This is a genomic window from Streptomyces sp. NPDC049040 (assembly GCF_043197715.1).
In the GTDB taxonomy this organism is placed as follows: domain Bacteria; phylum Actinomycetota; class Actinomycetes; order Streptomycetales; family Streptomycetaceae; genus Actinacidiphila.
This window is the reverse complement of sequence record NZ_JBICTO010000028.1, coordinates 72,198-84,566: the sequence shown is the minus strand read 5'-3', so window position 1 is coordinate 84,566 and position 12,369 is coordinate 72,198. Positions and strand designations below refer to the sequence as shown.

Below are 12,369 nucleotides of genomic sequence, written 5' to 3'. Positions count from 1 at the left end.
CACCGACGAAACCGCCCTGCCCACCGAACTCACCGCATAGCCTCGCAACAAGATCACCGAGTGGCCGTCGATACACCACTCCAGCGGACGTGACCTGGTGCCGGAGTAGCTCTCCCGGCCACCCGGGCCTACGGCGACTCCGAGACAACCTGATGACGGGGCGGTCGGCCTGGAGCAGGCCAGTCTGGTTCTCCAGGCCGGCCGCGCGAGGTGCCTTCCAGCGACGGCTTTCGGCCTCTGGCCTGGTCTTCTGGGCAGTCAAGCCGCCCCTGCCACGCCAACGCGGTTTTGCCTTCAAGGTTCTCCTGCGCGTGGACGATCTACCAGAGCAGACCGTCACCATCGTCTTCGAGGAGAGATGCCCGAAGTTCCCTCGTGTCTACACCGACGGTGACTCTCGCTCGCCTCACCGGTACAACGACGACGCTTTGTGTATCTGGTACCCCGGAGATCCCGCTGAGCAACGGTGGACGGTTAGCGATGGCCCAATCGTGTTGCTGGGACTTGTTGTCGCACACCTACTGCGGGAAGAATGGTGGCGGCGTACTGGCGTGTGGGCTGGGCCAGAGGCACCGCATGGACCGCCATCGGTATGAATGGTCTGGGAGGGAGGCCTCCGTGGTCTCCTCTCTTGCCGCCGTCCTCGCCCTGACTGCTGGCTTAAGTCTAGCCACCGAGGCTGATTCCGGGCAGGGCAACACAATCGGTGCGTTGACAGCCACAGTGCTGTCAGGAGTTGTTTTGGCCGCCCTGGTGACTGCCTCTATCAACATCTGGCAGGCGCGCCGCAAGTCCAAGGAGGAGGAGCGCAACAGGCTTTCGGCGGCATTCGCCGAGGCTTTTGCAGCTTACAGCGCCTACAACGAGATGCCCTTCGCTATTCGTCGGCGCCGCCGAGATCAAGCCGTCGAGGAACGATTCCGGCTCTCCGAAGCCCTGCGTGAAATACAGGCCAGACTTGCGTACCACGAGGCATGGACAGCTGTTGAGTCAGAGGAGGTCGGTAAGGCTTATGCCGAACTCCTGCAGCAGATGCGACGAACGTCCGGTGTGGCGATGCACGATGCATGGTTGGCTGCGGCGAACAGGAGTGATGTTGCGATGAACATCCCGTTCAGTGTGGTCGATCTCAGGTCGCTGAAGCCGTACGAGCAGGCCTATTTGGAGGCCGTGCGAACCCATTTGGCGCTGCTAACGCCATGGAGGCGGTCATAGTTATCGGCACGCAGGTGGAGCCGGAGTGGGCAACTGGTTCTTGACTTCCTTTTGCGTGAGCGATGCGTGAGCGGATGTGCTGGCACCGGTCGGTGCGGTGCGGACAGGGCGACAACCTCGGTCCACCTGACCTGCGTCTTTCGGACGTCGGCCTACCGCCCGCCAGCGCCCGACACGCTCTGGCCAGGACTTTTAATCCATTGGTTGTGGGTTCGAGTCCCACACGGCCTACGGGGTCGAGCTCCCGAGGGAGCCGCTGACCTGCGGATTCGGTGCCCTGGTCGTCCTCGGACGGCCGGGGCACCGCCATGCCGGGGGCCGTGCGTGAGCGATGCGTGAGGGGCTTGGGCCTGCGGCCCGAGGCGAGTTCGACGTGGGAGGCCGGGGTGAAGGTGATGAGCTGCGGTGCGATCGCGGAGTTGACCGCGGCACGCAGGGTGCGGCGTATCGCCTGCTGGGTGGACGGGCCGGTCAGCTTGCGGAAGGGAGGCAGCTCGGCGAGCTTCGCCCGCACCGACCTCAGCCGCGCCCGTTCGGCGTCGTGGACCGCGGCCGCAGGCCAGGCGTTTAACACGATGCCGACTCTCTCCACGGGTAGCTGGCTCTCGCCGGGATCGCCCGCGGCTACAGGTTCGTGCCGAGGTGCCCACCGGCGCTATCGCCTGTTCGACGGAGGCGACGTGGGCTGGGCTCGGCGTCACGCCTGGGCGCGGACCAGGAGCGTGCCAATGTGATCAGGCTCGGGGGCGTCGAGGACGCTGGCTTGGGCAGCGGTGAAACCGGCCCGAGCCAGCAGGCGTTCCCATACGGGCGGACGGTAGCTGTAGCGGTAGGTGAACATGGCCTTCCCAGCAAAGCCGCCCTTGTACATGCCCTGCGGACCATACGCCCCGGGGATGGCCGGGGGCTGTGAGAAGACGAAGACGCCGCCGGGGTTGAGGCGCTTCCGGACGAGCGGAAAGAGTTTTGACGGGTCGGTGAACCAGGCGGCTCCGAAAATGGAATACACCGCGTCGTAGGCCTCGGCGGTGGAGCCGAGGTAGTCCAGTACCTCGGCGCAGTGGAACTGCGCACCGGTCGTCCCCCACCGCTCGGTCGTCCTTGCGACCATGACGGGAGACAGGTCCACGCCTGTAGCTTTCACGCCGCGCTGCGCCAAGTGGGCGAGCGCGCGCCCGGTGCCGCAGCCGATCTCCAGCACACTCTCCGGGTCGCCAAGGACTTCGGGGCCTGGGCCGTGACCGGCGTACTGCGTCCAGTGGAAGACCGGTTCGGCGTCCTCTTTGAAGGCGCTGCCGGCGTAGGCATCCCAGAGTTCGGTCTCGGCGGTGATGTCGTGTTGCGCAGGCATCTGTGTCCTCTGCTTGCGGAAAGGGGCTGTGCCCCGCCCCCATGATGCCCGTGAGCATCGGAAGGGGCAGGGCACAGTGCCGTTCAGTGGCTGTCGGGGACCTTGTTGTCACATGGCGAGCAGTCCGTTCCGTCGATCGCCCACAGCTCCTCGTCGATGTCGAATCCGATCGAGGTGAGGAAGTCGGCGGTGCGCAGGCACAGGCCGTCGCTGCGGCGCTCGATGAACGGGGCGTGATGCTTGTACCGACCGCCGTTGTAAACGTCGCAAAGGGCGAACCAGACGGGCGTGTCGAGGATGAGTTGGTGGACGCCGATGTCGACGAGTTTGCCGACACCGAGGTGAACGTCCGGATGCTCGATGCAGGCGAGGGTGTACATGACGGCGTTGCCGAGGATCCGTTCGGCCATGTCGCGGACCATGCTGTGGTCGCGCAGCAGGAGGGCGATCTCGCGGTCCCAGAGTGTCATGCCGCTGTCGAGGATGTTGACGGTCAGGTGCGCGATGTTGGGCTGGACGGTGTTGAGGAGTTCCTTCGGGTCCCGAGTGCGCAACCCGATACCGGTGTCGATCTGGACGGCTGTGGTCATGGTGCTGTCCTCCTAATCTGGGGATGGGTAAGACTTCTGGTCTGCCAGCGGCTGCTGGGGACCCGTACGGCACCCTGAAGGCGTGACGACGTGGAGTCCGGGCAACCGCCGGCGACGTCCACCGGCGCCCGGCACTCGCACAGCCGCGCCAGCGGGCAGGGCCGGGGCCGGGGCAGCGAGTGTGCCGGTTATGTGTGGCCCCCCGGGCCTGAGGCTGGCGAGCGTTGCTGGGCTGACGGGTGGTGGGCGATCCAGTCCTCGCGGGCGGCGATGAGCGCGGGACGTACCTTCTCGTCGAGAAAGTCGGCGTGGGCGCGGAGCTTCGCGGCGACCTCGGCGAGGTTCTGCGGGTCCAGTCCGAGGATCCAGCGCCCTACGCAGACCTGGAGGTTGACGACCGGGACGCGGAGCCGGGGGTCCGTGTCGTAGGGGTTGCAGTCGATGCTGCCCTCGAAGACCGCGTCGTCTTCCGCCCCTCCCCGCACGTCCGGGGAGGTGATGGGCATCATCGGGCCTTCGAAGAAGTTCCGATGGTTGATGCTGTTGAGCCGTTCCGGCAGCTGGTCCAGGGGCACGTTGGCCTCGGTCGGGTCGTCCTCTGCCCAGGCGGGGAGGTAGCCGGATGTCGCCGATCCGCTATCGGTGGTGATCGTCCACTTCCCCGGCGTGCTCCAGGGAGGAGGCGTTCCGTCGGACGGCCCGAGTTCGAACCAGACGACCTTCCCGGCGGGGTCGGGGGCGCTTCCCCATGAGGTGGCCAGGGACTCGACCAGGAGCAGGCCGCGTCCTCCCTCCGCCTCCGACGAGATGTGGCGTGGGTGCGGGCGGGCAGGACTTACGTCGGTGACCTCGACCCGGACCCGTACGCCGGTCCAGCGCACGGCCACCGCGCAGGACGCCCGGGTGTGGCGGACGGCATTGGTGATCAGCTCGGTGGACAGCAGTTCAAGGTCGCTGAGGATGTCGTCCGGCAGCGGCACGTCCCAGCTCCGCACCAATGCCACGATCCTGCGACGGGCTTCGGGCACCGCCTCGGACTCGGCTTCGACGCGGAAACCGTCAGTAGGAGGGCAGGTATCCGAGATGGTGTCGGACATCGCTGGGGACCTTTCGAGACGCTGGATGCCATGCCGCTGACTTCGGTGCAGCAAGGGGGTGTCGCTTCCTTCGGAGGCTGACTCCCGGAGGGAATCTCAGACTGTCCGTGCGGTCCGTTCTGGGTTAAGGCCAGCGTGGACACCCACGGTGGGTAAACTCGCAGTAAGTGATCCCGGGTGACGGTGAGCGATCACCCTCCCGCATGAGGGGGCCGGACATGACCGAACCCACGGCAGCTGTCGGCCTGCCCACTCGCCTGCTGGTGGACCCCGAGATGATCGCGGCCTGCGCCGCGCGGGATTTCACGAAGATCTTCGGCTTGGCGAAAGCAAGGGGCGGGTTTCACGTCTCACGCATCGCTCGCCAGTGTGAGCTGACGCCGAGCAGGGTTGGCGAGGTCATTTCCGGTCGCCGAACCATCACGAACATGAGCGTGATCGAACGCGTCGCTGACGGCCTCCGGGTACCCGGTCACATGCTCGGCCTTGCGCCGCGGGGCTGGGAGGAACGAGCGCCGGCCCCCGCTCCGCCCGGGCCAAGCTTCCTCCCAGGAGAGCCAGAGGATCTGGACGGCATTCTCGCTATTGCGGCGGCCACGAAGGTGACGCCGAGCACGCTTCGTTCCCTGCAGACCTCGATCGAGGACTATTGGCGGCGGGATGACGAGCATGGTGGCGAGGCCCTACGGCCCGCAGTGATTGGGCAACTCAGGTACGTCATGGGCTTACTTGCCGATAGCACGGACTCGAACTACCGGCGCAGTCTGCACGGCATCGCTGCGGAACTTGCTCGGCTGGCTGGTTGGACGCTTTTCGACGCGCGGCAGTACAGCACGGCGAGGGCGTACTTCACCCAGTCCCTGCGCCTGGCGCGCGCGATCGACGACCGGGCCTTCGTCGCCAACGTCCTCGCCTGCCTGAGCCTTCAAGCTACTTATCAGGACCGGGCCGAGCAAGCAGTCACACTGGCACGGACTGCCCAGGACGTTGCTCGCCACGACGGAGGCACTCCGAGACTGATGGCGATGCTGTACGTCCGCGAGGCGTTCGGCCACGCCAGCGGACGCGACCGAACGGCGACCCATGCGGCTATCGCCGAGGCGCAGTTGCACTTCGAGCGGGTCGGATCCGCAGACGACGACCCACCATGGGTGAGTTACTTCGACCGGACCAAGCTCACGGTGGACATCGGCATCGCTCTCGGACAGCTCGGGGACGCGGGTGCCGCCGAACCGTTGATCGCGGAAGCACTGCGCGATGAACCGGAGACGAACCTGCGCGGCCGGGCCTTCCATTCCTTCTGGCTGGCGAGGACCCAGCTGCAACGCGGCCAGGTTGAGGAGGCATGCCGAGCGGCTAGTGACGCCCTGAATCTGTCCGCGACCGTCGACTCGCCCCGTGTGACCGCACACTTGCGGGACTTCCGTCACCTGCTCACGCCATTCCGCACGTTCCGACCAGTCGCGGAGCTGGACGCCCGGCTGGCGGGACAGCAGGCTGGCTAGAGCCCGGCTTCGTCCAGCAGCAGGTAGAGGACTCCTACGAGTGTCCCGCTGCTGACGATTTCGCGGTGGTCGATCATGGCGCGCAACTTGGACAACGGGATCCACTCAAGCCGGTCCGACTCGTTGAGTTCGGTTGGCGGGCCGGCGTACTCGACCGCGTCGGCGCGGAAGACGAAGTGCTCCGAGTCGGTGATCCCGTTGGCTGGCTGGGCGTAGATCAGCGGCGTCATCTCGCTGGTACGCCAACCGGTCTCCTCCATCACCTCGCGGGCGGCAGCCTCGGCCGGGGTCTCGCCGGCCTCGACCAGACCCATAGGCAGTTCCCAGGCCCAGCAGTCCGTGATGAAGCGATGGCGCCACATCATCAGGACCTGCTTCTCGCTGTTCACCACGGCCGCCACAGCCAGATGCCGCAGCTTGAGCACATGGTGCTCCCACCGCCGCCCGTCCGGCTGCTCGACATCGACCAACCACACGTTCACCCAAGGGTTCTCGTAGATCGGACGTTCCCCGTGGATCTTCCACTGCATCGCTGCGGCCCCTCTCGATCTGCCTCAGCATCTCAGACGTGGGACCTCAGGGCGGCCCGCTCGGACGACTTCACGTCACATGGACGAGTATCTGATGAGTGACCTGGCGGCGATGGAATGAACCTGCCAGAGTGCTGGATGCGTGCGCGGACGTGCTGGTACTGGACAGTCCAGAGTGGACGAGGCGACAACCCCCGGTTGTATGACTTGCGGGTTTCGGGTGAGACCTCTTATAGCCTCGCGCAGTTGAAGTTCAATTTTACATGCATCGAGACGAGCGAGATCGTTCTTGAGCTGGATCAAAAAATCAAAGGCCGTATCAACCCGAGTCGCCCGACGACACCCGCATGCCGATCGATTGGCGACTCATGTCTAACGATTAGGAAATGCATCAGAGAGCTTTCCTCCGATTTCTTCCGAATCCGACGGATTTGTCAAATCAATAAAAACTAGACGCACATGGCCCGAGTAGTTTTTCAGGTTGAGTTCCTTGTGCAAGTTGCTCTGCATCAGGGTGCGAATATCCTGCGGAACGCCGATGTTGCTAATGACGGCGACCCGCTCGTAGTCGTTCTCCAAGATCCTTCGGGTGAAATTGTGAACCATGTGCTTAAGTCGCTGCCTCATTTCGGCGCCTTCTGAGGGGAAGTGTAGGATCTCGATAGCCAATACTCCGACATTGAAAGATATTTCGGCGTCGAATCCCGCACCTCTGCGTAGCCTTGAAAAGTCCGCGCCGTATTTTCTTTCCAAGCTAGAAAGCACGGCGGAATCATAGGCTCCGGAAATTGCCATGCGAATGCTCGGATCTGATACGGCAGCTGGATCGTAGGCCGCTAGGACGCTCAGAGCGGTATCCAGTTCGTCGGCTGGCGTTCTAGAAATTGCCATAGCCGCCGCTTGTCGGTTATGTAGTGTAATCTCGCTATCGCCGATTTTGGCGCGTTTGATCGCAACTCCAGAAATTGCGATCACGACAAGAAGGGCGCCAACGGTGATCAAAGCTGTTGGTCCGGCCTCAACCTTGCGCGTGAAAACCGCTGCTGTGCCTCCACCCACCATTAGAATCCCCATCAGGCCAGCCAGCGAGCGCTCGAGGCGTGTCAACGGTGCTGAGGGGCCGCCCATGGAGTCTTCATCAGGTGTTTCATCTTGTGGCATGAGATGATCCTATCGGCTTGCTAGACGTCCCGTCCTGGGGATTGCAAAAATCGTAGGTCGCACTTTGATGAATTCGGCGCAGAGAGAAGGCGCGATGATCCCTATTTGGGTATTTCCCTAATCCTGTCCCTTGGGTGTCGAATAGTGGTCTTAATGCTAATCCGTCATGCTCTCTGGAGATCACTCGGCGGTACCTATATACGAGGAGACACATATATCTGGAGCCAACCGGACTATCTAGCGCGGCAGCCGCTTCTAGGTGGACAGGGAGGCCGCCGTTAACCATCCTGGCATCACCAGTGTCATGGGGATGCCGCCCAAGACGTTTCTCATACACTGGGCGGCCCATATGACCACGGAAGCGGCGGTATCGAACCTGCCTGCTGTCGCTGCGACTGCCGAGCAGGGTCGGTGCCGAATGATTGTCGGGCGGAGATGAATCTGCTGGACTGGGAGCATCGCCTTCGGCGAGGTAATCATTCTAGGCTTCGGGGTCGGCTGGATGGGTCTAATGGGGTGTCACCTTTGCCGGGCGGGGGAACGAGCCGGCGAGTAAGAACAACCTCCGCGCGGCGCGCCTCGTCAAATCGCCTCAGTAATGCGCGGACCGGTGGTGGCCGCCAAGGGAGTAGACGCGCCATCAAGCACTCGGCGAAGAAAGAGGATGGGTTGGTTCATTGGGCTGGCCCTGAGGACCGACAGCTCGAAGGAGTTGCAGGCAGTCTCTGCCGAAGTCAGTCAGGATCCACATCTGGCGAAAGCCATCTTCAGCTGCCAACCGACCAATCCCATCGTCTAGAACGAGTCCTTCCGAGACCAGACGAGCGATCGAGGCGTCCAGTACGGCAGCGAACCCTGGCAGCTCGCTCAGAATCTCCGGCCGTCGCCACCCAGGCCAGCGGTGCTCCTCACCTTCCGGCACTTCGGGCGGCGGGATCAGGCCTGTCTGCCGGGCCAGTACTTCCATCAACTTGACTTCGGGTTCGTCGATCCGGGCCAAGCCACGGACCCGCAGCCGTTCCTCGTCTACCTTCGCTTCGTCCCGCACTCCACGTCCGAGGCAGCCCCCGAGCGCGCGAATCTTCGTCTCCAGCGGAGTGTCCATAGCTGCTTCAACACTCTCGGCCATGAAGGCCAGTAGCCTTGCGCTGGACTCGATGGACGAGACGAACCTGTCGAGTTCCAGGTCTGCGGTGGCTGCACCGACAGAAAGTACGCGAGCTGCTCGCTCTTCGCGGTACCGCAGAATCTGGCCGATCAGCCTCGCACCGGCAACGTCAAGAGCCTCTTTTCCAGCCAGAGCTGCGGAGCCAGCTTCAAGGCCGAAGGCTGCACCTGCAACGAGTGCCCCGGCGCTGGTCGTGGCGCGTAGAGCAACCTCGGCGCCAAGCGCGGCCCGATCCTGTGGTGTCGGCTGACCCTCTTCCATACCCGAGAGATTAGTGGCAGACCAGGTGGTGCGGGTTGGGAACGGTCTACTCCGGAGCGTCAGTGGGGCCCTCGTCACCGTATCGCTGGATACCGACCAGTGCTGCTGGGTCAACATCCTCAACTTTTTCAGCTATGAACGGACGGATAGAGTCATGGCGTTGACTCGAATCACTGGGTGATCAAGGCTTCGGTCGACCGGCTCAGTGAGCGGTACCGGAATCCTGGACTCACATTCCGGGACCTGTCGAACCTCTTCCGAGATGCCGCTGCTGGGTGAGTGGTCGGACTGGGACAAGGGGGCGGGGGAAGGGCCGCTGGCCGAGCCGCCAGGTTCCTGCTTCCATGCGCTGGCATCGGTCTCCTCCGACCCAGCGGTGCGTGCTGGATGCGTGAGCGGTGCGTAAGCGGACGTGCCAGCACCGAGGGCGCGTCACTGGACCGGAGCGTGATCCGCAGCCGTCTGACCTGCGGGTTTCGGATGGCGGCCCACCGTCCACCGCCGCCCGGCATGTGCTGGCCAGGACTTTTAATCCATTGGTTGTGGGTTCGAGTCCCACACGGCCTACCGCTGGAGCCCAGGTCAGAGCACATCTGGCCTGGGCTCCACGGCGTTTCGTGGAGATCCTTTGCCGGGCCGCTGCTGGGCCGAAAGGCCGGCGATCGGGTGTCCGGCTTCCATGAGACGCAGCGCCAGCGCGGCCGGGTCGATCCATGCCGCGCCACGCGTCGGCCACGCCCAGTCGATGAGCCGTGCCCGCCCTTCGGCGATCAGGACGTTGTCCGGGGCGAAGTCCTCGTGCAGCAGCGCGTCACCGTCGAAGTGCTGCAGGGTGCCCGGAATGCGGGGCGGACCCGCGCGGCGGGGTGCCGCGCGGGTCCGTTCCTGAGCGGTCGAGCGGGGTCAGGTCAGTGCATCCACAGCAGGTACAGACCGTTGGTGCCGTACTCGCAGATGTAGACCGGACCGTGCACCGGGGCGTTGGCCTGCGCCTGGGCGACGCAGCTCGCATAAGTGGGGAAGTAGCCCATGAACATGAAGCCGCTGCCGGGCGGGGGCGAGGCTTGTGCGGCCGTGCCGGCGACGCCCAGTCCGAGGATCACGGTGGCGGCTACGGTGGCCGCGCGGGCGAGGACCTTCTTGCGCATATGGATCACAACTCCTTTCCGGGGCAGGCGGAAGCGCCTGCCGTGTGGCCAGGGGTGTGGTGCAGGGGGATGCGCGCGCAGCAGCAAGCTTGCCTGGCGCCGCCTGTTGCTTCAATAGGTCCAGACCAATTGGTGAGGATGGGATCAGTGGGGCCGAACCGCGCGCCATGCGATCCGGCACCCCGTTGCGCGGGGCCTCGCCGCCCCCTGCTCGCCCGGGCCCGTGCGGGGATCAGCGGGGTGCGATTGCCCGCACCAGGAGGGTGCCGATGTGGTCGGGCTCGGGGGCGTCCAGGACGCGGGCCTCTGCGGTGGTGATGCCCGCGGGCACTACCGGGTGAGGCACTGTTCGTCTCGCGCACCCTGGAGGCATGCGGGCCCGCGGGCCGCCTCCACCGCACCGCCGGGCCGACCTGCGCCGGGGCGGTACGGCGGCGGCAGGCCGGGCCGGCGGCGAGCAGGTGGGCGGGCGCGCGAGGGGCGGACCGCAGGGCGAGCGCGCCGTGGCGGCGTCACCCCTTACGGGCAGGCGCAGCGGTCGGCTTCGGCGTCGCCGGGACCGGTGCGGTCACCTGGGTGCGGGTCCACATCGCCGCGAGGGCGGCCGCGAAGCTCATGACGGTCGCCTGCTGCTCCGGCGCCCAGTGCAGACCGAAGCCCACCGCCAGCGCGATGCCCGCCTGGAGCAGACCGAGCGCGGCGGCGGCTATGCCGTCGTGCGTGGACAAGGCCACGAGCAGACCGGCCACCGCCACCGCCACCGCGTTGACCGTCGCCTGCTGGCCGTCCGACAGGTCGAGGCCGAAGGCCGTCGAGAGCTTGACGGCGACGCCGATGAGGGCGATCCAGAGGGCGGGTTCACGGCCGAAGATTCTCATGGGGTTCCCACTTCTGCTGGTTGGGCCGGGGCTGCGTCCGGGCAGCGGGTGTCCGGCCGGCTGTCGGCGATCACTTCGATGAACGCCGCTTTCCCCCGCCGGTGTTCGGCAATCGCCCGTGTCCGGCGCGGTTGGGTGGGAAGCCGTTGCCGCCGAACGCGTTGCTGAACCGTGCGGGTGGAGGAGCCGGGCCCGCACGTCTCCGCAGGCGGCACCCGGCGGCACCCGGCGGCGAAGTGTCGGCGACGCACGGGCCGTCGGTCCTTGCAAATGTGGCGAGTCCTGGACGGCCCGTCCCGCCGACGCCCGAGGTGAACCCGGCACTCCACTTCCGAATGCATGTTCTAGAGGTGGCGGGCGAGGGCAGTCTGCTGATGGCCGTTCGGATGATCCCGTCCGGCGGCCGGAACCCGTGATGGAAAGGAAGCCTTGATGTTCAAGCGACAGGGGTGGCGCCGCGCTCTCATGGGCGGTGTGGTCGGGGTGGGTTCGGTGATCGGCCTGCTGAGTACGGCGGCCGCGCCCGCTCAGGCGGCCGGGCCGGGCTTACCGAAGCCGGTGACGTCGTACAGCTTCACCAGCGCGGCGGGTGACTACGTGGGCGGGGGCGCCGCGAGCTCGTACACGCCGGCCGACTCGGCGATCAGCATCGCCGGAACCGCGGACTCACTCCAGGTGAGCGTGTCGCGGGCCGACGAGAACTGGACGGTCTGGCTGGCCGCGCCCCGCGGCGACGTCCTGCGCCCGGGGGTGTACACCAAGGCGGAGGAGGCACCGATACGGACCGGGCATGCCCCTGGCCTGTTCGTCTTCGGCGACGGGCGCGCGTGCAGCAACCTCTACGGGCAGTTCAGCATCGACCAGATCGCGACCGACCCGGCCACCGGCGACGTCACCATGCTGGACGCGAGTTACACCCAGCGGTGCACGCCGACCGGGCCCGCGCTCAAGGGCACGGTCAAGTACCAGGCGTACCCCTGGTCCTTCGCGTACAGCGGCGACGCCGAGGACTACATCGGGCAGGGGCAGTCGGCCGGCTACCGCGGTGCCAACAGCACCTTCGGCCTCACCGGCAAGGCCGACGGAGTGCTCACCTACTCGGTCTCCGGCAAGCGGGACGACTGGACGGCGCTCATCGCACCGCCCGCCGGTGAGACGCTCACCGCGGGGAAGACGTACTCCACCTCGGAGCTGAGCGGCGCCGGAATCGCGCGGCTGGACTTCTTCGGTGACGGCCGCGGCTGCGACGCCAATGGCGAACTGACCGTGACCAAACTCGCCGTCGACCCCGACGGCGCGGTCACCGCCCTGGCCGCGACCTTTGTCCAGCACTGCGGCAGCAGCGAGGCCGCCCTGCGCGGCACCATCCACTATCTGGCCTAGGCAGTCCGACGCGGATGGTGGCGGCCTTGCGATACGGGTGGCGAGGCCGCCACTGCCCGGGTTGCCTTGCGAAGCCGGTGCC

11 protein-coding genes and 1 pseudogene are annotated in these 12,369 nt (G+C 65.8%); 3 read left to right on the top strand and 9 right to left on the bottom strand.

Annotated features, from left to right (window positions below; translation table 11 throughout):
- The first annotated feature begins 618 nt into the window (after positions 1 to 618).
- A complete protein-coding gene (locus ACGFMP_RS35385; protein WP_393677915.1) occupies positions 619 to 1,215 on the top strand; it encodes a hypothetical protein in 597 nt (198 codons plus the stop codon).
- Between the two features lie 337 nt (positions 1,216 to 1,552).
- Here the strand turns inward: ACGFMP_RS35385 and ACGFMP_RS35380 are convergent.
- The 4 genes and pseudogenes from ACGFMP_RS35380 to ACGFMP_RS35365 form a co-directional block, all read right to left on the bottom strand.
- A pseudogene (locus ACGFMP_RS35380) lies at positions 1,553 to 1,753 on the bottom strand (site-specific integrase); the annotation flags it as partial.
- A 159-nt stretch (positions 1,754 to 1,912) separates the two neighbouring features.
- Positions 1,913 to 2,566, bottom strand: coding sequence for a class I SAM-dependent methyltransferase (locus tag ACGFMP_RS35375; RefSeq protein WP_393677913.1), 654 nt, complete (start codon positions 2,564 to 2,566; stop codon positions 1,913 to 1,915).
- An 83-nt stretch (positions 2,567 to 2,649) separates the two neighbouring features.
- Positions 2,650 to 3,156, bottom strand: a complete 507-nt coding sequence (locus ACGFMP_RS35370; RefSeq protein WP_393677911.1) for a hypothetical protein — start codon at positions 3,154 to 3,156, stop codon at positions 2,650 to 2,652.
- A gap of 188 nt (positions 3,157 to 3,344) precedes the next feature.
- Positions 3,345 to 4,253: an ATP-binding protein gene (locus ACGFMP_RS35365; protein WP_393677909.1), complete on the bottom strand. Its 909-nt coding sequence runs from the start codon at positions 4,251 to 4,253 to the stop codon at positions 3,345 to 3,347.
- Between the two features lie 218 nt (positions 4,254 to 4,471).
- Between ACGFMP_RS35365 and ACGFMP_RS35360 the strand changes: the two genes are divergently transcribed.
- Positions 4,472 to 5,758, top strand: a complete 1,287-nt coding sequence (locus tag ACGFMP_RS35360; protein ID WP_393677907.1) for a hypothetical protein — start codon at positions 4,472 to 4,474, stop codon at positions 5,756 to 5,758.
- Here the strand turns inward: ACGFMP_RS35360 and ACGFMP_RS35355 are convergent.
- From ACGFMP_RS35355 to ACGFMP_RS35335, 5 genes are all read right to left on the bottom strand, one after another.
- On the bottom strand, positions 5,755 to 6,288 hold the full coding sequence (locus ACGFMP_RS35355; protein ID WP_393677905.1) for an NUDIX hydrolase: 534 nt from the start codon (positions 6,286 to 6,288) through the stop codon (positions 5,755 to 5,757). The genes ACGFMP_RS35360 and ACGFMP_RS35355 overlap by 4 nt on opposite strands.
- Positions 6,289 to 6,660: 372 nt before the next feature.
- Positions 6,661 to 7,449 (bottom strand): hypothetical protein, encoded by a 789-nt coding sequence (locus tag ACGFMP_RS35350; RefSeq protein ID WP_393677903.1) that lies wholly within the window; start codon positions 7,447 to 7,449, stop codon positions 6,661 to 6,663.
- Between the two features lie 640 nt (positions 7,450 to 8,089).
- Positions 8,090 to 8,878, bottom strand: coding sequence for a hypothetical protein (locus ACGFMP_RS35345; RefSeq protein ID WP_393677901.1), 789 nt, complete (start codon positions 8,876 to 8,878; stop codon positions 8,090 to 8,092).
- Between the two features lie 908 nt (positions 8,879 to 9,786).
- Positions 9,787 to 10,026 carry a hypothetical protein gene (locus ACGFMP_RS35340; protein WP_393677899.1) on the bottom strand — a complete coding sequence of 80 codons (240 nt, stop codon included), beginning with the start codon at positions 10,024 to 10,026 and terminating at the stop codon, positions 9,787 to 9,789.
- Between the two features lie 512 nt (positions 10,027 to 10,538).
- On the bottom strand, positions 10,539 to 10,904 hold the full coding sequence (locus ACGFMP_RS35335) for a hypothetical protein (protein WP_393677897.1): 366 nt from the start codon (positions 10,902 to 10,904) through the stop codon (positions 10,539 to 10,541).
- A 432-nt stretch (positions 10,905 to 11,336) separates the two neighbouring features.
- On the opposite strand from ACGFMP_RS35335, the gene ACGFMP_RS35330 reads away from it, so the two are divergent.
- The gene (locus tag ACGFMP_RS35330; protein ID WP_393677895.1) at positions 11,337 to 12,287 is read left to right on the top strand and encodes a hypothetical protein; all 951 of its coding nucleotides are present in this window, start codon (positions 11,337 to 11,339) and stop codon (positions 12,285 to 12,287) included.
- Positions 12,288 to 12,369 lie beyond the last annotated feature (82 nt).

Excerpts from the sequence above, each read along its gene's own strand:
- ACGFMP_RS35355 (WP_393677905.1), bottom strand. The coding sequence starts at position 6,288 with ATGCAGTGGAAGATCCACGGGGAACGTCCGATCTACGAGAACCCTTGG.
- ACGFMP_RS35370 (WP_393677911.1), bottom strand. The coding sequence starts at position 3,156 with ATGACCACAGCCGTCCAGATCGACACCGGTATCGGGTTGCGCACTCGG.
- ACGFMP_RS35365 (WP_393677909.1), bottom strand. The coding sequence starts at position 4,253 with ATGTCCGACACCATCTCGGATACCTGCCCTCCTACTGACGGTTTCCGC.
- ACGFMP_RS35340 (WP_393677899.1), bottom strand. The coding sequence starts at position 10,026 with ATGCGCAAGAAGGTCCTCGCCCGCGCGGCCACCGTAGCCGCCACCGTG.
- ACGFMP_RS35375 (WP_393677913.1), bottom strand. The coding sequence starts at position 2,566 with ATGCCTGCGCAACACGACATCACCGCCGAGACCGAACTCTGGGATGCC.
- ACGFMP_RS35350 (WP_393677903.1), bottom strand. The coding sequence starts at position 7,449 with ATGCCACAAGATGAAACACCTGATGAAGACTCCATGGGCGGCCCCTCA.
- ACGFMP_RS35345 (WP_393677901.1), bottom strand. The coding sequence starts at position 8,878 with ATGGAAGAGGGTCAGCCGACACCACAGGATCGGGCCGCGCTTGGCGCC.
- ACGFMP_RS35330 (WP_393677895.1), top strand. The coding sequence starts at position 11,337 with ATGTTCAAGCGACAGGGGTGGCGCCGCGCTCTCATGGGCGGTGTGGTC.
- ACGFMP_RS35360 (WP_393677907.1), top strand. The coding sequence starts at position 4,472 with ATGACCGAACCCACGGCAGCTGTCGGCCTGCCCACTCGCCTGCTGGTG.
- ACGFMP_RS35335 (WP_393677897.1), bottom strand. The coding sequence starts at position 10,904 with ATGAGAATCTTCGGCCGTGAACCCGCCCTCTGGATCGCCCTCATCGGC.